At 41.6% G+C, this 21,136-nt stretch carries 20 protein-coding genes; 16 read left to right on the top strand and 4 right to left on the bottom strand.

Annotated elements, in window-relative coordinates; translation table 11 throughout:
- Window positions 1–7: 7 nt before the first annotated feature.
- The 5 genes from ccoO to M0N77_RS02795 all read left to right on the top strand — a co-directional run bounded on the left by ccoO (window position 8) and on the right by M0N77_RS02795 (window position 4,421).
- Window positions 8–646: a cytochrome-c oxidase, cbb3-type subunit II gene (ccoO, locus tag M0N77_RS02815; protein ID WP_353103344.1), complete on the top strand. Its 639-nt coding sequence runs from the start codon at window positions 8–10 to the stop codon at window positions 644–646.
- Complete coding sequence (locus M0N77_RS02810) at window positions 646–825, top strand: cbb3-type cytochrome c oxidase subunit 3 (RefSeq protein WP_353103342.1); 180 nt, start codon at window positions 646–648, stop codon at window positions 823–825. Before ccoO ends, M0N77_RS02810 begins: the two co-directional genes overlap by 1 nt.
- Complete coding sequence (gene ccoP, locus M0N77_RS02805; RefSeq protein WP_353105549.1) at window positions 825–1,973, top strand: cytochrome-c oxidase, cbb3-type subunit III; 1,149 nt, start codon at window positions 825–827, stop codon at window positions 1,971–1,973. Before M0N77_RS02810 ends, ccoP begins: the two co-directional genes overlap by 1 nt.
- Window positions 1,974–2,257: 284 nt before the next feature.
- The gene (ccoG, locus tag M0N77_RS02800; RefSeq protein ID WP_353103341.1) at window positions 2,258–3,667 is read left to right on the top strand and encodes a cytochrome c oxidase accessory protein CcoG; all 1,410 of its coding nucleotides are present in this window, start codon (window positions 2,258–2,260) and stop codon (window positions 3,665–3,667) included.
- Between the two features lie 169 nt (window positions 3,668–3,836).
- Entirely contained in the window at window positions 3,837–4,421 is a 585-nt protein-coding gene (locus tag M0N77_RS02795; protein ID WP_353103339.1) for a FixH family protein, read from the top strand.
- A gap of 90 nt (window positions 4,422–4,511) precedes the next feature.
- Here M0N77_RS02795 and ttcA read toward each other — a convergent pair whose 3' ends face one another.
- Window positions 4,512–5,504 carry a tRNA 2-thiocytidine(32) synthetase TtcA gene (gene ttcA, locus M0N77_RS02790; protein ID WP_371834214.1) on the bottom strand — a complete coding sequence of 331 codons (993 nt, stop codon included), beginning with the start codon at window positions 5,502–5,504 and terminating at the stop codon, window positions 4,512–4,514.
- 252 nt (window positions 5,505–5,756) lie between these two features.
- Here ttcA and queC point away from each other — a divergent pair, with 252 nt between their 5' ends.
- From queC to M0N77_RS02765, 5 genes are all read left to right on the top strand, one after another.
- The gene (gene queC / locus M0N77_RS02785) at window positions 5,757–6,536 is read left to right on the top strand and encodes a 7-cyano-7-deazaguanine synthase QueC (RefSeq protein ID WP_353103335.1); all 780 of its coding nucleotides are present in this window, start codon (window positions 5,757–5,759) and stop codon (window positions 6,534–6,536) included.
- A gap of 187 nt (window positions 6,537–6,723) precedes the next feature.
- The gene (locus M0N77_RS02780; RefSeq protein WP_353103333.1) at window positions 6,724–7,053 is read left to right on the top strand and encodes a hypothetical protein; all 330 of its coding nucleotides are present in this window, start codon (window positions 6,724–6,726) and stop codon (window positions 7,051–7,053) included.
- Between the two features lie 393 nt (window positions 7,054–7,446).
- The gene (locus tag M0N77_RS02775) at window positions 7,447–7,947 is read left to right on the top strand and encodes a peroxiredoxin (RefSeq protein WP_353103331.1); all 501 of its coding nucleotides are present in this window, start codon (window positions 7,447–7,449) and stop codon (window positions 7,945–7,947) included.
- Window positions 7,948–8,168: 221 nt separating this feature from the next.
- On the top strand, window positions 8,169–9,677 hold the full coding sequence (locus tag M0N77_RS02770; protein WP_353103329.1) for a dihydrolipoyl dehydrogenase: 1,509 nt from the start codon (window positions 8,169–8,171) through the stop codon (window positions 9,675–9,677).
- 91 nt (window positions 9,678–9,768) lie between these two features.
- The gene (locus M0N77_RS02765) at window positions 9,769–10,968 is read left to right on the top strand and encodes a mechanosensitive ion channel family protein (RefSeq protein WP_353103327.1); all 1,200 of its coding nucleotides are present in this window, start codon (window positions 9,769–9,771) and stop codon (window positions 10,966–10,968) included.
- Window positions 10,969–10,983: 15 nt separating this feature from the next.
- On the opposite strand, the gene M0N77_RS02760 is transcribed toward M0N77_RS02765, so the two are convergent.
- Entirely contained in the window at window positions 10,984–11,904 is a 921-nt protein-coding gene (locus tag M0N77_RS02760; protein WP_353103326.1) for a hypothetical protein, read from the bottom strand.
- 91 nt (window positions 11,905–11,995) lie between these two features.
- The gene (locus M0N77_RS02755; protein ID WP_025651202.1) at window positions 11,996–12,754 is read right to left on the bottom strand and encodes an IS5 family transposase; all 759 of its coding nucleotides are present in this window, start codon (window positions 12,752–12,754) and stop codon (window positions 11,996–11,998) included.
- Window positions 12,755–13,049: 295 nt separating this feature from the next.
- On the opposite strand from M0N77_RS02755, the gene M0N77_RS02750 reads away from it, so the two are divergent.
- From M0N77_RS02750 to M0N77_RS02740, 3 genes are all read left to right on the top strand, one after another.
- On the top strand, window positions 13,050–13,391 hold the full coding sequence (locus M0N77_RS02750) for a hypothetical protein (RefSeq protein WP_353103323.1): 342 nt from the start codon (window positions 13,050–13,052) through the stop codon (window positions 13,389–13,391).
- Window positions 13,392–13,493: 102 nt separating this feature from the next.
- Window positions 13,494–13,919, top strand: a complete 426-nt coding sequence (locus tag M0N77_RS02745) for a hypothetical protein (protein WP_353103321.1) — start codon at window positions 13,494–13,496, stop codon at window positions 13,917–13,919.
- 43 nt (window positions 13,920–13,962) lie between these two features.
- Window positions 13,963–15,774, top strand: coding sequence for a sensor histidine kinase (locus M0N77_RS02740; RefSeq protein WP_353103319.1), 1,812 nt, complete (start codon window positions 13,963–13,965; stop codon window positions 15,772–15,774).
- A 39-nt stretch (window positions 15,775–15,813) separates the two neighbouring features.
- Here M0N77_RS02740 and M0N77_RS02735 read toward each other — a convergent pair whose 3' ends face one another.
- Window positions 15,814–16,440, bottom strand: coding sequence for a response regulator transcription factor (locus M0N77_RS02735; RefSeq protein WP_353103317.1), 627 nt, complete (start codon window positions 16,438–16,440; stop codon window positions 15,814–15,816).
- Window positions 16,441–16,678: 238 nt separating this feature from the next.
- Here M0N77_RS02735 and rlmKL point away from each other — a divergent pair, with 238 nt between their 5' ends.
- The 3 genes from rlmKL (at window position 16,679) to M0N77_RS02720 (ending at window position 21,069) form a co-directional block, all read left to right on the top strand.
- Window positions 16,679–18,988 (top strand): bifunctional 23S rRNA (guanine(2069)-N(7))-methyltransferase RlmK/23S rRNA (guanine(2445)-N(2))-methyltransferase RlmL, encoded by a 2,310-nt coding sequence (gene rlmKL / locus M0N77_RS02730; protein WP_353103315.1) that lies wholly within the window; start codon window positions 16,679–16,681, stop codon window positions 18,986–18,988.
- 178 nt (window positions 18,989–19,166) lie between these two features.
- Entirely contained in the window at window positions 19,167–19,742 is a 576-nt protein-coding gene (locus M0N77_RS02725) for a TerD family protein (protein WP_353103313.1), read from the top strand.
- Window positions 19,743–19,968: 226 nt separating this feature from the next.
- Window positions 19,969–21,069: a DUF475 domain-containing protein gene (locus M0N77_RS02720; RefSeq protein ID WP_353103311.1), complete on the top strand. Its 1,101-nt coding sequence runs from the start codon at window positions 19,969–19,971 to the stop codon at window positions 21,067–21,069.
- The last annotated feature ends 67 nt before the right edge of the window (window positions 21,070–21,136 follow it).

The following is a 21,136-nucleotide window of genomic DNA, read 5'->3' as shown; positions in this document are numbered from 1 at the left end:
AGCGATCATGGCTGGTACACCGCATGAAATTATTGAGAAAAATACAGGCTTGTTGGTCATCTTTATCGTTATCGCTATTAGCTTTGCAACGCTAGTTGAAATCGTACCGCTGATTTATGATAACAAGAGCCCTGAGGATGGCGGTGTCAATACACCCCTTCCCTCTATGGAGCCTTGGACTGCCCTTGAGTTTGAAGGTCGTGATATTTATATCCGTGAAGGTTGTCACGTCTGTCATACTCAAATGGTACGTCCATTGCGCGCAGAAGTAGAGCGCTATGGCCCCTACTCTCGTGCTGCAGAGTCGACGTGGGATCACCCTTTTTTATGGGGATCAAAGCGTACTGGACCTGATTTAGCACGAGTGGGTGGTCGCTACTCAGAAGATTGGCAAAAGCAGCATCTCATTGCGCCAAGATCTTTAGTTCCTGAGTCAGTAATGCCAGGTTTCCCATGGCTTGCTACCAACGAAGTGGATGGTGTTAAGGTTCAAACTAAAATGCGTCTATTCCGTGATCGTTTTGGCGTACCTTATACTGAAGAGGATATCGAGGGCGCACCTGATGCCGTACTTGGTGCTACCGAGCTTGATGCTCTAGTTGCTTATTTGCAGCAGTTAGGTACCGCAATGGAAGGACAGCGCTAATGGGTATTGGTGAATTACAAACAATTGCAACTGTTTCTGCCTTCATCGCCTTTATAGGCGTTGCTTGGTGGGCTTATTCGCCAAAAAACAAAAAACGCTTCGAAGAAGATGCACAACTTGCGCTTGATGATGAGATGAAAGATCGCTCATCGGATGAGCAGCGCGATAAGGATAAATGATGACATTCTTTTGGAGTTCCTGGATCACCATATTAAGTGTTGCCTGTTGGGTCGGTATTCTTGCCCTCTTATTATTTGTACTCAAATATAAGCCAGAGGTCGAAGAAGACGGTACTACTGGACATAGCTATGACGGCATTCAGGAATACGATAAACCGCTACCAAAATGGTGGCTAGTGATTTTCTTTGGCACTATCGCTTGGGGTGCTGCTTACTGGATCTTTTTTCCAGCTATCCAACCTGGCAGCTGGAACGGCGTTGCCACTGTAGAAGTTGATGGCGAGACAGTGCCATGGACCTCAAAGAACGAGCTGTATAGCGAACTTGAAGCCAACGACAAGGTTTTCACTGATAACTTTGAACAAAGCATTCTTGCAAAAGCTAATGCTATTGAAGCGACAACGACTCTTAATGAGTTGAGCGAGCTACAAACAACGTTACGTCGTAGTGAAGAGCCACCAGCAGATCTACAAACCCAAATAGACGAAAAAATTGCGGCTCTATCTCCTGCGGTCGAAAAATTGGCTCAAGATCCAAATGCCTTGAAAGTAGGTAGCCGTCTGTTCTTACAGAACTGTTCAGTCTGCCATGGTTCTAACGCCAAAGGCGCTGTGGGCTATCCAAACTTGACTGATAATGAATGGTTGTATGGCGGCGGTGCTGATCATATTTTAACGACTTTGCATAAAGGCCGCGTTGGCGGTATGCCAGCATGGCGTGATCAGATCGGTGAGGATGGAGTCCGCGCCGCATCAGAGTACGTTTTATCATTATCACCAAAAAATGGTAGTGAAAGTAACGGTCCTCTAGATCAAACCTTGGTCAAACAAGGGGAAGCTGTTTTCTCGCAGAACTGTGCTTTATGTCATGGTCCAGATGGTAAAGGTATGATCTCAGCAGGCGCGCCAAACTTAACTGATGATATTTGGTTATATGGTGGTGATCGTGAGACGGTACGTGACACTCTACGTTATGGCCGTGCAGGTGTTATGCCTGAGTGGGAAACTAAACTAGGTAACGAGCGTATCATGTTGCTTGCCGCTTACGTTTATTCCCTATCAGACAGATCTGCAGCTACAAGCACTAATATGACTGCTAACAATACAGCAACCTCTGCTCCTGCTAAGCAAGAAGCTAGCGCTAATTAAGATAGTGAGTAGTTGATTAAGTGTTATAGAGATGGATTTTAATTAAGGGAGAACTGTTAATGCAGTTCTCCCTTTTTGCTTATAAAGCTAGCTTTATACTCCGTCAAAAAGCGATATCAATAGCTTTAGAGATATTGTTTTTAAGGATTAAAACCCCATTTATGTTAAGGGTAATGTTAAAATACTAATTAACATATTATAGTTATCAATGATGAATGATAGCAATATATTCATTTTGTTTAGTCAGCCAGCAGACTGATTCTTTTTCTAAAAGAGGCAAGTTTATGTCAGCTCCACAACCCAATAAAATCCCCGTACAACAAGTAGACATGGATGCTACTAAGCATCGTGTGCATCCACGTTTTGTAAAGGGTTTTTATCAAAATATTCGTGTCGTTAGTATGTACTTCTTTTTGGCGCTATTTTTGCTTTTGCCTTGGCTGCGTTATGACGGTAGGCAAGCTATTTGGTTAGATGTACCCTCGCAGCATTACTACATCTTTGGCATGACATTTTTGACTCAAGATTTTTATTTTGTTGCTATATTTGCCATCATTGCTGCCTTTACACTGTTTATGGTGACGGTCTATGCTGGTCGGGTGTGGTGTGGGTACGCTTGTCCCCAAACTATCTGGACTCATCTTTATCAGCATGTCGAAAAATGGGTGATTGGTGATCGTAATAAGCGTCTTAAGTTCGATAAAGAACCTTTAGGTCCAAAAAAGGTACTTAAGCGCTCTCTGATATACCTTATTTGGTTTATATTTTCGGTGATTACAGCAACTACCTTTGTTAGCTATGTGGCTGGTACTGATTATATTTATCAAAGCTGGCAGATGATAGGCTTTATTCCTTTTCCTGATTGGCCGACCTGGATATGGGTAGCTGTATTTATTTTTACTTTTGCTACTTATGCTAACGCCGGCTACATGCGTGAGCAGATGTGTATTCAGATTTGTCCGTATGGCCGTTTTCAAAGTGTTATGTTTGATAAAGATACGCTGGTTGTTTCTTATGATTACGACCGTGGTGAGCCGCGTGGTCCCCGCAAAAAAGGAACCAATCCTGATGATTTAGGCGACTGTATTGAATGCCAAATGTGTGTGCAGGTCTGCCCTACCGGTATCGATATTCGTGATGGGCTACAAGTCGCTTGTATTCAGTGCGCTGCTTGTGTCGATGCTTGTAATGAGATCATGGATAAGGTGGGTTATCCGCGTGGTTTGATTCGTTATACTACTGAGCGTCAATTGGTAGAAAAAGAGGATACTAAAGTCATTAGTAAGCGCTTATTTGCTTATATGGCTCTACTTATTGTGCTCTGTGGTGGCTTGATTTATGCATTGACCGATCGCGTACCGTTAGAGATTGATATACGTCGTGACCGTAATCAATTGTCTTCATTGAACCAGCAAGGTATGATTGAGAATAGCTATGTGGTGAAGCTTACTAACAAGACTCAAGATGAGCATACCTACAAGATTACTTTAGCGCCAGAAGAGGGTTTAAGCTTGCAATTACGCTTCAATGATGTCCCTTTAGCGCCAGGTGAAAGCTTTGATATGTCGGTCAGTATCTATGGTGATCCAGCGATTGTTGAACCGGGTCAGACTCCCATTACGCTCAACGTTGAGAGTGAAGATGGTAAATATAAGGTTAGTAAAGATAACGTCTTTACCACTCAAGGTCAGTAGTGTGAGCCCGTAACATGAGCTAATAGTATAAGATAGTGCTCCTAGTTAATTATAGCCAATGTCCTTATTAGATTGTTTCACACTTTTTAATATGGGCAGGGGCTAATGCAGTAAACGCTGACACACCAAACGCTAACGTTTTAAACGCTATTATATTCATAGGTATTTTATGTCTACTTCTTCATCAGACTTTAAGCATCAAGACAGTCAGCCGTGGTATAAAAACTACATGGTGATTATCTTCGTTATTGGTCTACCGGCCTTTGTGGTAGTGGCTTGTATTTTTTTCGTTTATTACTCTTATCAGATTCGTGATAGCGTGGTTCGTGATGATTGGTACATGGATGGCAAAACGCTATATCATGATGTCTCGCGTGACAAGCTCACTTATGATCTTGATTTACATGGTCAAATGCAGTTCTCTGAGACTGGCGATATTACCTTTTATCTTAATTATCCTGAACAAAGCTTACAATCGGGCAAACTACTAAATGGTGAGCCGGTTAGCTATCCTGAAAAACTAGAGTTATCCATCTCTCATGCGACTGATGTCAAAAAAGATCGTGATGTCATATTGGAGTATCAGGGTGCTAATAAGTATACGGCTCAAGCGGATATTGACCCTTTAAAGGCCAAGTACTATTTACAAGTTAGTAATGATGGGAAAGATGATTGGCGTATGCAAGATGTGGCTAAACTGCCACGTGCTGAGGTCAGCTTTGATCCGCTACCAGTCTTTGAGAAAAACTCCTAATAAAGCTATCAAAGTGTTTAAGACAAAAACCAGTGAACATCAAAAGTTCGCTGGTTTTTTTAATTGGCTTAAACTAAGAAACCACTTTATTTATAGTACGGGATTAATAGTTGGAATTTTATGCGGCTGCGCGCTGTTGTGGTCAGTCTTTGGCGCAAACGTTTGCGTTTTAGGCTGTATAGGTAGACCCATATCATCAAGACTATGCTGCTGACCTACCTGAATATTCTCCCCCTCAAATGAGCGTTCACTCTCATCGCGCTGCAAACTTAGCGTCTCAAAATCAAATAACTCTCGATCTGCTAGCTGCGATGGCGCTACATTTTGCATAGCTTTAAAGATAGAAGCTAAACGCTGCGGATGGGCATCATCCCATTCGCGCAGCATGTCATTGATGATAGCTCGTTGTAGATTGGTTTGGCTGCCGCAAAGATTACAAGGAATAATCGGAAACTGCTTTAAGTGGGCGTACTCTATAATGTCTTTTTCTTCAACATAAGCTAGCGGGCGAATGAGGATGTTTTGTTTATCATCGCTAAGTAGTTTTGGTGGCATAGATTTGAGCGCGCCGCCATGAAATAGGTTTAAGAAAAAAGTGGCGAGCATATCATCGCGGTGATGACCCAAAGCGATTTTGGTCGCGCCAATTTGTTTGGCAAAACCATAAAGTGAGCCACGACGTAGCCGCGAGCAAGCTGAGCAGTAAGTTTTACCTTCAGGAACCACGCTTTTGACAATACTATAAGTATCTTTTTCTAAAATATAATGGGCTATGCCTTGCTCGTTTAGATAGTTGGGTAGTATCTCTTCTGGATAGCCCGGCTGTTTTTGATCAAGATTGACCGCGACGACATCAAAATGAATAGGCGCTGCGCGTTGTAACTTTAGCAGCATATCAAGCAAAGTATAGCTGTCTTTACCGCCTGAGACGCAGACCATTATCACATCGCCCTCTTCTATCATATTAAAATCATGAATAGCTTGAGAGACTTGGCGACGTAGTTTTTTCTGTAATTTTTTAGATTCAGCTGATAGTGGAGCGTCTGTTTCTTTATCAAGGATAGAATGATCAAGGGCAGACATTTCTACTTGAGAGTCGCTATTAGGAGTAAATAAAGTAGCTGTATTTGAGGAAACGGTGTTCATAAATGACTCAATATCTATATATTAGGGCTTGTTAAAACGTATTAAAAACAGGATAGATTATAACAAATATTCCAAGCAGACTAAAAAGCGATGCTTGGCTATAATAAAACACTTGTAGTTAGCGCCAGCTGTCGTTATCAGTCTAAATTTGTTAAAATAGCCGCTTTTATTCTACTGATAGATCTTATTATGACCCATGCTACTTTGCCCTCTAACTCTGAGACGCCAAACGACAATCAAGCTATTAAAAGCAGTGAAAACGCGGTCGTTCTACTATCCGGTGGCCTTGATTCAGTGACTTGCCTTTATTGGGCAAAAGCTCGCTACGCTTCAGTGACAGCAGTGAGCTTCAACTATGGTCAGCGTCATAATAGTGAGTTAGTAGCCGCCAAAAATATAGCGGCGATGGCAGCGGTTGCTCATCGTATTATCGATATTGATATTGCTCAGCTTGGTGGTTCTTCATTGACCGATCACAGTATGACAGTGCCAGATGGTGATACAGATAAATTCTCTAATAAAGAGCATGAGCAGCTCGATAATGAAGCGATTCCGAATACTTATGTTCCGGCTCGCAATACCATTTTTTTATCTTATGCTTTAGCAGTGGCTGAAGTGAGTAATGCCAATCACATCGTTATCGGAGTGAGCTCTATCGATTATTCTGGCTATCCAGACTGTCGCCCTGAGTATATCGAGGCCTTCGAAAAAATGGCCAATCTAGCAACCAAAGCTGGGGTTACTGGTCATCCTTTACGTATTCAAACGCCATTACAGCAGCTATCAAAGGCGCAAACTATCCAGCTTGGCTTGGCGCTTGGCGTAGATTATGGACAAACTATCTCCTGTTATCAGGCCGATGATGATGGGCGAGCATGCGCAATATGTGATAGCTGTACGCTACGCCGCGAAGGCTTTATGCAAGCCGGAGTTGCTGACCCGACCCGCTATAAAGCCTACGTTCAGTGATCAGTAAAAAAAATGGGATCGTTTAGATGATAATCTAAAATAAAAGCGTAACATTTGCTTGCATGATTACAGCATCTCTGCGGTGTTATTCATTAACCATAGTTGATATGGTAGGGCTCAAAATTATGATTATCATCTAGCGACTTGCTGATTTATTATTTAATGACTTACCTGTAAGAGGATTTTTATGAAGCTGTTACCTATCCTGCCTTTGGCGCTATTTAGTTTTTTTGCTATGTCGCAAGCGAACGCTGTCGATATTAAACAAAATAATATCAATCAATGCGTCAATGGCGCGATGAAGTACAAAGTAGCGGATAAAAATACGGCTACTAAACTTTGTAGTTGTACTATTAACGTGCGTAGTAAAATGACTATCGGTCAGATGTGGGAGATTGAGAGTTACGCGCAAGATAATAAAGATCCCTCAAGCTTGCCTTATGTAAAAACTATGCAAAGAGATTTGCAGCAATGCACTGAAGGCTTAGATCTAAAGCCGCCACAAAAACCTTCTTAAGCGCCATTAAATGATAGAGTCAGCTGAAAATAAAAGGGTTATAGATTTAAGCGCGCTACTGGTATAAATTTGGTTGGCTTGCTGTTTATACAGAGGCTGCACAAAATTCATTGCAGCATCGCTATGTCATTTTTAAAGTATATTGACTATAGTATAAATATAAGTTTAAACACAATTATAGCTACCATAGCTTTTTTATGACTTGAGTGTTTTTGATTGCTGTATTTATCTTTTATTAGGGTATATCTATTAGGATATATCCCAAAAGGGCTGGCTATTGTCAGTCTTTTTTTATGCTTACTAGTTGCCAATATACGCTCAAAGTGTAAAACTGAAGCTTGATGATGATTCACTCATATTATGACTAAAAAATAATTAAAAAAGGAGCTTATGATGGCAAAGCCAACTACTGAAGTTATTGCTTTACCTGATTTTCCAGTTACTTTAACTCGTAAGTTAGACGGACAGTTTATTGATGATGCTATTAGCTTATCTGCGCTGATGAAAGATAGACAAAAAGGCTTGATACTTTATTTTTATCCTAAAGATAATACCCCAGGTTGTACTACGCAAGCTATCGACTTCACTAAGCATCTACATGATTTTGGTAAGCTTGGCTACGATATTATCGGCGTCTCGCGTGATAGTATTGAATCTCACAAAAACTTCATAGAAAAACATGAGTTACAAATCCCGCTTATCAGCGATAGCGATGAGAAGCTCTGTCAGTATTTTGAGGTGATCAAAGAAAAAAATATGTACGGCAAAAAGACGCTTGGTTTGGTACGCTCAGCTTTTGTATTTGATAAACAAGGCACTTTGACTCACGCGCAGCGCAATCTACGCGCTAAGGACTACGCAGAACGTCTATTGACGGTACTATCGGTCGACTAGTTCCCAATAAACATCAGTAAACTATAAGCTATAGCAAAGCTCGTTAAACATTTTTTCAACAACCTGCTACGCTTATCTTGCTGAGTCGTTATCAACTTTGGCTTAACATAATGAGTGTTTATTAAATGTCAGCTACACAGCTGATAGTAATAAATTTATTATAGGATAAATTCGTTATAAAAAGCGATAACTAAAATCCCCCTTTTTAATTTGAGAATATTATGAGTAAATCGACTGAGCAAACCGCTGATAATGTGGCTGACAACCGAGATAATAATAAAATCACTCGCAAGGTTTCAGTAGCCGTTATCGGGGCAGGTACGGCTGGACAAAACGCTTTTCGGCAAGCGAGTAAAATCAATAAAGATATTATTATTATCAATGACGGGTTTTGGACCACCACCTGCGTCACTGTAGGCTGTATGCCAAGTAAACTACTTATTGCTGCCGCTGAGCGTGCGAATGATGCTAAGTATTCAGAGGAGTTTGGCATTCACAGTGACGTTACTATTAATGGCAAGCAAGTTATGGCGCGCGTACAAGCAGAGCGTAGCCACTTTGAGAGCTTTATCGAAAAGCAGGTAGAGAGTTGGCCTGATGATAAGAAAATAGCAGGTACGGCTCATATAAATGCTGATGGTCTTATCGAAGTCAATGATGAGCTGATTAAAGCTAACAAGATTATTATTGCTACTGGTAGCTCGCCTTTTATCCCAGATGGATGGAGCGATAAGCTAGGCGAGACGTTACTCACCTCTGATAGCGTATTTGATTTAGCCGATTTGCCAGTTTCGATGGCAGTGATAGGGACAGGTTCGGTAGGACTAGAGCTTGCCCAAGCCTTTACCCGTTTAGGAGTGGCGGTCACGGTATTTAATCGTGAAAACCGCGTGGCTGGCCTAAAAGATACCGATATCAATGCAAAAGCTATTGATTGCTTGAGCAATGATCTAACCTTGAATCTGAAAAGTACCATTAACGATTTAGGCACTCACATCGATAGCGATGATAAGCTCTCAGCCTTTATCGAATATACCGACAAAGATGGCAATGATCATCGCTGGGAAGGTGAGCGCGTCTTGGTAGCTACCGGTCGGCGCAATAATATCAAATCGTTAGGTGTCGAAAATCTAGGAGTAGAGCTAGATGACAAAAACCGGCCACAAAACTTAGATATTCATACCGGTCAAATCGGTGAGCTTGAAGTGTATATTGTAGGCGATGCTAATGCTCATATTCCCTTGTTGCATGTCGCTAGTGATGAAGGCTATAGTGCTGGTAGTATTGTTTGTAATCAAAATACCGATGCTTATATCCGCCCGCCAGCGATACCCTTCTCTATTGTTTTTACCTCACCACAAATCGTCAATGTTGGTATGACTCAGCAGCAAATAGAAGAAGATCCGGAGCTAGAGTATGTCATTGGTAAAGTGAGTTTTGATAATCAAGGACGTAGTCGTATTATGGGCGTCAACTGTGGCCTATTACATATTTATGGCTGCAAGCAAACCGACAAAGTATTGGGAGCCAGTATGGTTGGCCCTGACGCTGAATATATCGGTCATATCTTAGCGACCGCTATCACCAATGATATCTGCGTCAAGCAGCTACTAGATACGCCTTTTTATCATCCCACTATTTTAGAGGGACTGCGAACGGCTCTACGCGATGTACAGCATAAAATGGCTATTCCTTATCAAGCTTTAGATACTCAAGAAGATGGCTTTTAGTGTTGTTTCATTTTTGTAGATAATAAAGCTGCAAAATACTATTTTATTAAATAGACCCTTATTACTGATAAAAACTGGCATGGATAATAAGATGGCAATCGCTAGTATTACTGATTTTTTTCAAGAAATCATTCGTGATTTGCATGCCAGTCTTTATTTAGCATTAGGAGGCTCTATTGAGGAGGACACGCTAGATTGGTCTTCTTATGCTGTAGAGCTGACCAGTACGGGTATCAAAATCTTAATACTTTTGGCGGTAATAGGATTTTTTTATTGGTTAGCTATTTATTTTTTAAAGCACAATAAAAAGCGCTTTCGTCTCAATGATCGCCGCGCCAAAATCGCTCGTTCTATCTTTCGTTATATCTGGATTGTCGCCAGCTTAATTGCGGTTATGAGTCAGCTTAATTTTGAGCCAGAAACGGTAAAAGCAACAGCGAAAGCCAGTATTTGGGCTGGGGTTTATTACATCTTATGGACGTCATCAGGACAAATCATCCATAGAGTCTTACAGCATTATGGTCTTAATGCTTCTATTGAGCAGCTGCTCAAAAATATTTTATCGGTCCTACTACTGGTATTGGGTCTTGCCAGTGTCATGGCGCAGTTTGGTTTTGATATTGTCTCTTTGGTAGCTGGTTTAGGTATTGCTGGTTTGGCCGTTGGTTTTGCCGCACAGTCAACGCTTGCCAACTTTATTGCTGGTATTACTATTTTACTTGAGCAGTCCTTTCAAGTCGGCGATTGGGTCAATATTAATGGTAATGAAGGCCGCGTCGTAGTGATTGCGCTGCGTACCACACATGTGCTGACCCGAGACAATATTACCGTTATCATCCCCAACTCCAATGTCGCCTCCTCCGAGGTGACCAATCTGACCTCCAAAAACTTCATTCGTTTTGACATAAGAGCTCGCATAGCTTTTGAGGATGATATCGAAAAAGCCCGTCAACAAATATTGCAAGTGCTGACAGATACTGAGGTAGTACTAAACCGCCCTGAAGCCTCTGCTACGGTGGCAGAGATTGGCGAATATGGGGTATTTTTTATTGTACGCTTTTGGGTCAAGCCTGCTTCTGTCGCTCGCATGCCAAAAATCAAAGAAGATCTGCAAGAGAATATCAAGCTTGCTTTTGATGCCGCTAACATCTCAACTCCTTATCCGCATATGCGCCTGCTTATGCCAAAAGACGTCGATTACTCGATTCCAACCAAGCCTTTTGCTACTACTACGCAAATAGTGAGCGAAGAGTTACCAAATAACAAGTTACCGGATAACAAAGAGGAGTAAAGGGAGAACTATCAGCTAGCGCTTACTTAAGCTTATAAAATTTTGTACACAGTGCAAGGATTGGTTGTGGCATTGCTCTAGATACTTAAATACTGCTAAATCTTTGTAATAAATATAATTATTTATCACTAGACGAGTGTTTTCTTGGTCCAAAAAGTGACCATGAGTATCTATGTTACCTTTAACGCTAGGGTATACTGACTCAGCATATTGTTTAAATGCCGTCTGCCCAAGACTATGATCTGGCAGTTGATCGAAGGGACCATCATAATAATTATTAAGCGCTGAATTACGGCTCGCTATCCCCACTAAAATCTTACGAGGCTGTACTCTGTTATTATCATGAAAATAGACAAATCCCGTTCTAGCACCCACGCTGATATGTGGTGACAAGTCATAATAGTATTCGTAACTTTGGCTCTCATCCAAGAGATAGTAAAATTGCTTCAGCTGCTGATTGAATACTAAAGTAAATACCACTCCAGATTCATCCTGCATATCGCCTAAGAACACCTCTTGCGCACTAGTCAGGTAATCGCTAGTGGGAATATTAAGGCTAACTGCCTTCTCTACTCCATCAAAGCTAAGCTGATATTGGCGCTCTGCTGTCTTAGTCAATACCAATCCGTCTGCCGCTGAATACGTCTTGTAATAAACCTCAGAATCCTGCCCGCCCTTTGCCTCTATATCATAATAATAAGCTAAAGAGAGTTGAGCTTTATCAACCAGCTTGTGACTGAAGCGAAGATTACCGCGTATCACATTACCTTGATGATAAAACCAAAAATAATAATAGCCTTCCGTTGGATACACTGTAATCCGTTCTGGCGTATGATCCATAACCGTTTTTAGCACCGCGTCGATATCAGTAATATCAACAATATTATGACTCGATAAACTCTCTATCATCTCTTGATTGGTATTTACTTTTGACATCGCAGGGCTTGAGAGCAGCCATAACGACCCAAAAGCCAAGAGCGCTAAAACCCTGATTTTATAATTATTTTTAGTAGGGTGTGTATAGAATTCAAATCAAGGGCAACCAGATAAAGACACAAGCGAGCATTACCGCCGCTGCAAAGCTATCTTTGAGCTTATCATATCGCGTGGCAATGCCCCTAAAATGTTTCAATCTAGCAAAAGCGTTTTCTACCAAATGACGGCAACGATACAAATACCAATCTAGTGTGTCGTTACTGCTTTTAGAGTTCGACTTAACAGGTATGACTGACTGAGCACAGTGCTTGAAGATACACTCTCTAATATCGCTACTATCGTAGCCCCTGTCTGCAATCACCGCTTTAGTCTGGTTGTTAATGGTGCTACATATCAACGCCTTTGCCATCTTAGAGTCATGTACTTGCCCACCTGACAGCTCAACATGTATAGGGTTGCCACAAGCATCGACCACTAAGTGCAGTTTGCTGCTATTACCTGCAACGCTTTTACCAATGGCCTCATCAAGATGACTGGCTGCGCCTGTACTATGCTGATGAGCTTTAACCACGCTACCGTCTATAAATAACCATTCACTATCATAGTTTGCTGTGACTATCTTCATGAGCTTTTGCCATTTACCGGTTTTACGCCAGTAACGGTATTGATGATATATGCTAGACCAATGACCAAAATAAGAAGGTAAGTCTCGCCATGGACAGCCTACTCGTATGCGGTACAACATGCCTTCAACGGTACGTCTTAGATTGGGCTTGTTATATACGTTAATTTGTCGCAATATAATAAATAGCTTGTGCCAATGTTCATCGTTGAGCTTAGTGCGAGCCATAAGTGACGCCTTGTTTCTTTGTTGTGGTAAACATTAGAGTAAGGCGTTGCTTATTTTTTTCAATGCTTTCTCAATTCTATACAGTCCCTAATCTTTTTCATAATACCCTCCTCTAAACCAGTAATAAATTCTGCATCGTAGCTATCGATCTAGAAAATATGATTTTGCCCTAAAACCAGTTTAACCAACGAGCTAAAGCAATGTACCTGTAGATATTGACAGGTACATTGTTAAAAAATCATTGTTATGATGAACTGATAGTAGAAATAATGATCTAAAACTTAAGGAGCATAAGATGACTATTATCAAGACCTTATTGACTGGTTTAGGGGCAGTGGCTCTTAGCGTCTCTATCGCTTCTGCTCAAGAAGGTAGTCGTGACAAAAAACCTGCTGAGGCGATGTCAAAAAGAGCCACTTTAACCATTAAACCAATTACAGACTCGCAAGTAACAGCAAAAAAGAGCGCTATAGGCGCTGTCGTAAAAACGGATTTGGCTGTTGCAACCCCAACACCACACCTTCGTCACAGCGAGATCAACACGCAAGCATGTTATGCGCAGTTTGGTAACCCACCAGTGTATTACGTTTTGGGAACGGCCATGCCTATAGATTGCAATTACTACATCATAGACTAACCATTCATATAGTCATTTCTATAAATTTTGGCAGATACTATAAAAAGATTTAGACGAGATAAATAACTCAGGGAGAATATCATGACTATTTTAAGAAATTTAATGCTCAGCTTAGCGATTGCGCCCTTAACCGTTTCTATGGCTTTTGCTGCAGGTGGTTACGATCCCATCACAGGTATTGACGTCATTGTTACCGAAGCAGGTTTTGTCACTACGAACGTAAAGCAACCAATGCTCACTCAAGAAAGCGGCGGAGTTAGGCGCCAAACTATTAAACCTTTAGCGCAAACCAATCCTACTAGACCTTCCGCTAATGAAGAAAAAGAGCTTTATCATGATGAGAAAAAATCAGAGTGCTATCGTCGTTATGGTAATCCACCTACCGTTACTATTGGCGGTAAAACCCTTAGAGTAGCGTGCGAAGTTAGGGAAAGAAGAATGGAGATTAACCCTTCAGCAATGCTGGAGTCTGGAATAACGTCTCCTATAGATCTCTTAGGCGTTCCGTCTTATACGGAGTCTGAATAGACTATAGAGCTAGTTATTTTCCTATGCCTATAGGAGATAGCAGATGATAAAACAGCTCATTCTCCTAATAGGGCTCATTATCATGAGCTCAATGGCCTGGTCAACAGATAAGCTGATGCCTATTGAGGGACAATGGCAGTTTTATCAGACGGATAATATTACCCTTAGCTACAGTGATGTTCCAGATTCTGACTGGCAAGTAGTTTATCCGCCCAAGCTTTTGAGCACCAATGCTAAGCATGGCATCTATGGCTGGTATCAAGTGTCTTTTGACTGGACACAGGCGACTGATAAAGATTGGCTACTCTACTTGCAAAGCATTCGTTATGCCGATGAGACTTGGCTGAACGGTCAGCGTATCGGTGGGCTAGGTCAAATTCTAAAGCCATGGGATTTTAATACTTCTAATCCACAAAATATGGCACGCAAATATACAATTCCGCCCAATTTATTAAAGCCCTCTAATAATCTATTGGCTGTCAAGGTCAATCTAGGGATCGGACAAGCTTGGGGCGCGATGTATCCTGGCGGCGTAGGTATTGGCGGCAATACTATCGGTATTGGTCAAGCACAAAGCGTCTATGATATTTATACTAAGCGCCTGATAAAAAGCACTCGTTTTGATACCATACTCATCGTATTAGGTGTCATCGATATCTTTATTATTGTCTTTTTATTTCGTAAGTCTATTCATCACTTTAGAGAGTTTTGGTGGCTATTGATTAGTAGCTTATCTATGCTATGTGGTTCGTTGTTGCTCGATCATTATGTGGTATTGGAGTCGCCGCCTAATGGTCTTAATCTATTATTGATTCTCTCTATTCTTATTGTGCCTTTTACTAGTGCCTTATATTTTCAAGCGGTCTATCACAATCTCTCAAAACACCTTATTTGGTTTATTACTGCTATAGGCCTGATATTGATTGGGCTGATTATTATTCCTAATATTGCTACTAGTATCAAAGAGTATAGCTGGCTTGGCTGGACGGCACTTGCGACAGTGACTTATTTGTACTGTCTATTATCAGTATTATATGGCATTAAACAGCGCTGTACTGGGGCAATGGTTCAGCTCATTGGTTTGGTTATTTATATTGCCTCCATCCGTACGCAGTGGTTGCCGAATGATTTATTTGAGCACCGCAATATTATTATTGGCACCCTTATATTTCGTTATGCTTTACTGTTTTCTTATTTTCAGCGTATCACTGAGATGAGTAGCCAATATAAACAGCTCTCTAAGCGCCTATTAACTACTATTGAGGATCATAAAAAAGAGATAGCTCGCGATCTCCATGATGATTTGGGCCAGCACTTATCGGCGGCAAAATTGCAACTACTGCTCTATCATCAAGGCGAGACAAAGGTGTCAATCCATTTTATACAGCAAGAGATAAACGCCGCTATCCAGTCTACGCGAGAGATTATGGAAGGGCTGCATCCTGTCTTTTTGGAGCACTATCGTTTTGATGAGGCGCTTAATAGAGAAGTTACGCGCTTGCAACGCCTATATCCGGTAGCTATTGAGTTGACAATGGGCAAGGTTAAGCTTGAAAAAAAGATAGAAAAGCAGCTTTTTCGCATTATCCAAGAAGCGCTGCACAATGCTATTAGGCACGGTCAAGCATCATTTATTAAAGTACAACTGCTCGTGAATAAAAATCAGATTAAGCTGGTGATAAGGGATAATGGTTTGGGTTTTGATCCCAAGAACCTGTCTTTATTCTCAAAACAATACGGTTTTGGTCTAGTTAGTCTCCATGAACGCGTAGCGCTAATCAACGGTCAATTGCAGCTATCCTCTAAAAAAGGAAAAGGCACTACTATCAGCATTATTCTTGCAAAAAAGCATTAGTAACTTATCATTAAATAAATGCTGTTAGCTATCTAACTATCAAACTATATCTATCAAGCCATAACTTACGGCTTTGACGATAGCTTCTGTACGATTGCTAGCGTCTGTTTTTATAAAACAATTGGTCATATGAAAGCAGACAGTACGCTGAGAGATTCCTAATTTACGAGCGATTTGCTTATTGCTATCACCGCTTGCAACACAGGTTAGCACTTCAAGCTCTCGCTCCGTCAGGCAGGGAATAACTACTAGGGATACCTCTTCACAAATTAAGGACGGTGATATAAAGCTTTTATTCAAAAGCACTTGTTCAATAGAGGTAATCAAATCCTCAAATGCCATGTCTTTTAATACATAACCTGCTAATCCTAAACTAAGCAGCTGCTGTGCTCTATAGCTATCTTTTAGCATTGTCAGCACGATCAATTTAGTATCAAAGCTGTTTTGTTTAAGGTGCTCAATCATGTGCTCTATCGAGACGCCTGTCATCGATAAATCAATAAGCGCAATATTAGGCTGATATTGCTCAATCATGGCTAATGCTTGATCGCCATCCGTCGCGCTAGCCAATAACTCAAAACACTCTAAGCGCTCAAACAGCATGATTAAGCCTTCCAAAAATATAGGATGGTCATCAGCTACGATTAATGTGGTTAGCGTCTTCATTTATTTAGTATAAAGCATATAATCCCTCTTATTTAGAATTAATAGAGACAAATTAACAAGTATTTGGCAATACTTTCTTAAAATTTACTTAATATTACTGTTAGCTTCGTTACTTTTGGGCGGCTAACTTATTTAACCCTATGGCTTTAAACCTTAGCCAACTGAATTGTGCTAAAATTGCCGGCTAAATAAAACCTCTTTTATTCTCTGATTCGCTCTTTTTGCAACAGGTATCCGTATGACCGAAGTAACCCTACCCGCCTCGCCACAAACCACCTCGCCAGCCGCCTCAAACGAATTGTCGCTCGATCTTGTTATCACTTGTGCTGATGGTTTAGAGCTACCACTACAGACTGAGCTGACCAGCTTCGGTATCGCTAGTGATATCAAGAGTACCGGGCGACTCACGGTTCGCGCTAGCTTGCGCGATTTATATACGATCTGTTTGTGGTCACGAGTAGCTTCTAGAGTACTTATGCTCATTAAGCGCAAAAACATCAACATCGACTATGATGTAGCAGAGCAGCTTTATGGCCTCGCGAAGTCCATTAACTGGACGGAGCAATTCGATCTTGAGCAAACCTTTGCTATTCGCTTGTCAGTGGATAAACGAGTCGCTGTTAGTCAGCAGTTTGCGATGCTACGTATCAAAGATGCGATTGCCGATACCTTTAATGAAGCTTTTGAGAGCCGTCCTAATGTCGATAGTAAAAACCCAGATTTTGCTATTTTTGCGACAGTTAATGATAAGCAGGCCGAGTTATATTTAGATCTATCCGGTACAAGTTTGCATCGCCGTGGCTACCGCGTGGCGATGACCGATGCCCCATTAAAAGAGAACCTAGCCGCAGCCCTACTCTATAGCTCAGGTTGGCATCTAAAAAATGCGGCTAATAACGCGCCTTTGTATAATGCCTTGATTGACCCGATGTGCGGCTCCGGTACTTTTATTATTGAAGGCCTGCTGATGCATTTAGATTATGCCGTCGGTATTGATAAAGCCGCCAATCAATTTGGCTTTTATCAGTGGCAGCATCATGATGAGACGCTGTGGCTTGCGATGATAGATGAGGCGCAGACCCGTTTTCGCGAAGCGCTAGCCATCGCGCTTGAGCAGCCTGATACTTTGCCGCTGATACTTGGTTTTGATGCCGATAGCGGCGCTATTTTGGCCACAGAGAAAAACCTAATTGCCGCAGGTTTGCAAGAGTTATTACCACTGATTGATCTTGAGACCCGCGCGCTTAGTAAATTGAATGACACTTTACAGCCGATGGTTAAAGATGGCCGCTTAACTAATCCGCTAATCATCACCAACCCGCCTTATGGTGAGCGTCTGGGCGATGAGGATTATATTCGTCCGCTTTATCAGGCGTTAGGACTTATCATTCAAGACAGCTTTGCCGGTAGCGGTATCGAGCCGATGCTTGGTATCTTGGCAGCAAACGTTGAGCAAGTTGATATCTTGCCTATTAAAGAGCCAAAAACGCTGCGCTGCCACAATGGCGCGATAACCGTTTATTTCCGTTACGGTCAGCTCATTGCAGGACAGACAGGTAGCCTAGTTAGCCGCTTTGAGAAGCGCGAGATCAACGTGGAGGAAGGCCAAGACTTTATCAATCGTCTACAAAAGAATTTGGGGAAACTCAGAAAACAGGCGAACAAAGAAAAGGTCAGTAATATCCGCGTCTATGATGCTGATTTACCTGACTTTAAAGTGGCAGTTGATCTATATGGCGACTACGTGCATGTGCAAGAGTATGCACCGCCAAAAACCATTCCGCCTGAGACTGCCAAAAAACGCTTTAATCTGGCCCTTATGGGTATTCGTGAAGTATTAGGCATCAACCGCGAGCAAGTATTTATCAAGACTCGCGCGCGTCAGTCAGGTAATGAGCAATATAGCAAACAAGGTAGTTCAGATAAAAAAGGCAAGTTCTATATCGCCCGTGAAGATGGCGCTTACTTTTATGTCAACTTTACCGACTATCTTGATACAGGGCTGTTTATCGATCACCGTAATATGCGCGCGCGTATCAAGCGTAATAGTGAAGGCAAATCGGTGCTAAACCTTTTTGCTTATACTTGTACCGCTAGCGTCCATGCCGCTTTAGCTGGTGCCAAAAAGGTCACGAGCGTCGATTTATCACAAAACTATCTTAATTGGGGCAAACAAAACTTTGTATTAAATGGCCTTGATATTAGTCGCAATAATTACCAATTTGTCGCCGCCGATATCTTTGAATGGATAAAAGATAATACTGAACAATTTGATATTATTTTTATTGATCCACCAACCTTCTCAAATTCCAAAAAGTTTCAGGGCACCTTTGATGTGCAGCGCGATCACGCCGCTTTAATCAATCGCGCTATGAACCGCTTAACCTCCGATGGCGTGCTCTATTTCTCCAATAACTTTAGCCGTTTTGAGCTCGATGAGCAGTTGATGGAGCGCTACAATATCACTGATATTACCCCTCAGACCATAGGTTTTGACTTCAATATCAAAAAGCCTATCCATCAAAGCTTTGAGATTCGCCATCGCTGATTTTTATTTAATAATAAAGCAACAATAAGCTTTACAACAATGACCCGATCCGCTTTGATTGGGTCATTTTTTGTTGTTATGATAGAACATCATTTAGCAGCAATTACAGTTATCATTTACACTCTATTGATTGCAAACTTTTAACTATAAAAATCAACCTAATAAAAAGGATCTATCCATGGCTTTATCATTAAATAAAGGCGGTAATTTATCGCTAACTAAAACGGACCCAAACTTAAATAAACTGCTTATCGGTCTAGGCTGGGATGAGCGCGCCACCTCTGGTGCTGAGTTTGATTTGGATGCTAGTGTTTTTTTATTAAGTAACGCCGGCAAAGTGCGCGGCGATCACGATTTTATCTTCTATAATCAGCTAAAATCTGATAATGGCGCAGTTGAACACACCGGTGATAACCGTACTGGCGAAGGGGACGGCGATGATGAAGTAATTAAAGTCAATCTAAGCCAAGTGCCAAGCGATGTCGATAAAATCGTCGTCACTGTCACTATTCATGATGCTGCTGCTCGTAGCCAAAACTTCGGTCAAGTGGCTAACGCTTTTATTCGCGTCGTTAACGAAGAGTCTGGTACCGAAGTCGTACGCTTTGATCTGGCAGAGGATTATTCAGTCGAGACTGCTATGGTGTTCGGTGAGGTCTATCGCCATAACAATGAGTGGAAGTTTCGGGCGGTAGGTCAAGGCTACTCAGGTGGCCTACAAGCGATGTGTCATCAATATGGTGTTGATATCTAATCGCAAAGTATCATTAGTGGCGAAGTACAATTAGTTGCAAAATACTACAGTTTTATATAGCTAAACGATTAAAAATGCTTTATGTTTCTGTTAATTTTCGTCCCCAAAAAGGCAGCTACTTATAGCTGCTTTTTTGAGCATGTATTAGTTTTTTACAATGTTTGCATTTATCTTTATTAGACCAAATTAACTCAGCATTACTTTATGCCATTAGACAGGACATGTCATGAGACATTTTTATTTAGACTTTATCTTTACCGCTATTGCTTTGGCCGTAGCTGCTTGGTGGGGATATTCACATAGTGGGATCAGTGGCATGTTATCCACGCTATCTATCACCGCTATTTTGGCGGTAATGGAGATCTCATTATCCTTTGATAATGCGGTAGTCAATGCCTCAGTACTAAAGCGTTGGGACGCCTTTTGGAAGATGATCTTCTTAACGGTTGGTATCTTAATCGCCGTGTTCGGGATGCGCCTCGTATTTCCGATTGTCATTGTTGCGGTCACCGCCGATCTTGGCATGATGGAAGTTATCCGCTTAGCGCTTAATAACCCCACAGAGTACTCAGCCAAGCTATTAGCCCATCACGCTGAGATCTCAGCATTTGGTGGTATTTTCTTATTACTCGTATTCTTAAATTTTGTCTTTGACGATAAAGACGTTCACTGGTTTCATTGGCTTGAGAGCCGTTTGGCTAAATTTGGCAAAGTCGATGCTATGAGCGTCTTTATAGCACTGATTGTATTGATGATCGCCGTCTCCTTTGCTAATGAAGCGCAAGCGGCAGCAGTCCTTATCGCTGGCGTTTGGGGTATCTTAGTGTATCTTGGCGTGCAAGTCATCTCAGGCTTGTTAGAGGGCGATTTGGAAGAAGAGCTAGATGAAGACGGCAATAGCACCGGTGAGGTTACTAGCGCCATTTTGCGCGGCGGTATCATCGGTTTCTTATATTTAGAAGTGCTCGATGCCTCCTTTAGTTTCGATGGCGTTATCGGTGCATTCGCGATTACCAATGATGTTATCGTCATTATGTTAGGTCTAGCTATCGGTGCGATGTTCGTGCGTTCAATGACGATCTTCTTAGTCGATAAAGGCACGCTTGATGAGTTCATCTACCTTGAACACGGCGCGCATTATGCTATCGGTGCGCTAGCGGTTATTATGCTGCTCTCGGTTAAGTTCCATGTACCAGAGCTGATCACCGGTCTTATCGGTATTGCCTTTATTGGTTTGGCTTTGTGGGGTTCATTAAAGTATCGTAAAGCAGAAGCCCTAGCCAATCCTGACTCAGAAACACAGCTCAAAACCAAGCAACTAGATTAGTTTGAGGTTATGACAAACAGTAAAGGGCTATAACGATGATTCGTTATAGCCCTTTTTTATGTCTATT

This window comes from Psychrobacter sp. AH5 (genome assembly GCF_040371085.1).
In the GTDB taxonomy this organism is placed as follows: Bacteria; Pseudomonadota; Gammaproteobacteria; order Pseudomonadales; family Moraxellaceae; genus Psychrobacter.
This window is presented reverse-complemented; position numbering and strand designations above follow the sequence as displayed.

Excerpts from the sequence above, each read along its gene's own strand:
- rlmKL (WP_353103315.1), top strand. The coding sequence starts at position 16,679 with ATGACCGAAGTAACCCTACCCGCCTCGCCACAAACCACCTCGCCAGCC.
- ccoP (WP_353105549.1), top strand. The coding sequence starts at position 825 with ATGACATTCTTTTGGAGTTCCTGGATCACCATATTAAGTGTTGCCTGT.
- queC (WP_353103335.1), top strand. The coding sequence starts at position 5,757 with ATGACCCATGCTACTTTGCCCTCTAACTCTGAGACGCCAAACGACAAT.
- M0N77_RS02720 (WP_353103311.1), top strand. The coding sequence starts at position 19,969 with ATGAGACATTTTTATTTAGACTTTATCTTTACCGCTATTGCTTTGGCC.
- ttcA (WP_371834214.1), bottom strand. The coding sequence starts at position 5,504 with ATGTCTGCCCTTGATCATTCTATCCTTGATAAAGAAACAGACGCTCCA.
- M0N77_RS02810 (WP_353103342.1), top strand. The coding sequence starts at position 646 with ATGGGTATTGGTGAATTACAAACAATTGCAACTGTTTCTGCCTTCATC.
- M0N77_RS02765 (WP_353103327.1), top strand. The coding sequence starts at position 9,769 with ATGGCAATCGCTAGTATTACTGATTTTTTTCAAGAAATCATTCGTGAT.
- ccoG (WP_353103341.1), top strand. The coding sequence starts at position 2,258 with ATGTCAGCTCCACAACCCAATAAAATCCCCGTACAACAAGTAGACATG.
- M0N77_RS02775 (WP_353103331.1), top strand. The coding sequence starts at position 7,447 with ATGGCAAAGCCAACTACTGAAGTTATTGCTTTACCTGATTTTCCAGTT.
- M0N77_RS02795 (WP_353103339.1), top strand. The coding sequence starts at position 3,837 with ATGTCTACTTCTTCATCAGACTTTAAGCATCAAGACAGTCAGCCGTGG.
- M0N77_RS02725 (WP_353103313.1), top strand. The coding sequence starts at position 19,167 with ATGGCTTTATCATTAAATAAAGGCGGTAATTTATCGCTAACTAAAACG.
- M0N77_RS02770 (WP_353103329.1), top strand. The coding sequence starts at position 8,169 with ATGAGTAAATCGACTGAGCAAACCGCTGATAATGTGGCTGACAACCGA.
- M0N77_RS02755 (WP_025651202.1), bottom strand. The coding sequence starts at position 12,754 with ATGGCTCGCACTAAGCTCAACGATGAACATTGGCACAAGCTATTTATT.
- ccoO (WP_353103344.1), top strand. The coding sequence starts at position 8 with ATGGCTGGTACACCGCATGAAATTATTGAGAAAAATACAGGCTTGTTG.
- M0N77_RS02735 (WP_353103317.1), bottom strand. The coding sequence starts at position 16,440 with ATGAAGACGCTAACCACATTAATCGTAGCTGATGACCATCCTATATTT.
- M0N77_RS02750 (WP_353103323.1), top strand. The coding sequence starts at position 13,050 with ATGACTATTATCAAGACCTTATTGACTGGTTTAGGGGCAGTGGCTCTT.
- M0N77_RS02745 (WP_353103321.1), top strand. The coding sequence starts at position 13,494 with ATGCTCAGCTTAGCGATTGCGCCCTTAACCGTTTCTATGGCTTTTGCT.
- M0N77_RS02760 (WP_353103326.1), bottom strand. The coding sequence starts at position 11,904 with ATGTCAAAAGTAAATACCAATCAAGAGATGATAGAGAGTTTATCGAGT.
- M0N77_RS02740 (WP_353103319.1), top strand. The coding sequence starts at position 13,963 with ATGATAAAACAGCTCATTCTCCTAATAGGGCTCATTATCATGAGCTCA.
- M0N77_RS02780 (WP_353103333.1), top strand. The coding sequence starts at position 6,724 with ATGAAGCTGTTACCTATCCTGCCTTTGGCGCTATTTAGTTTTTTTGCT.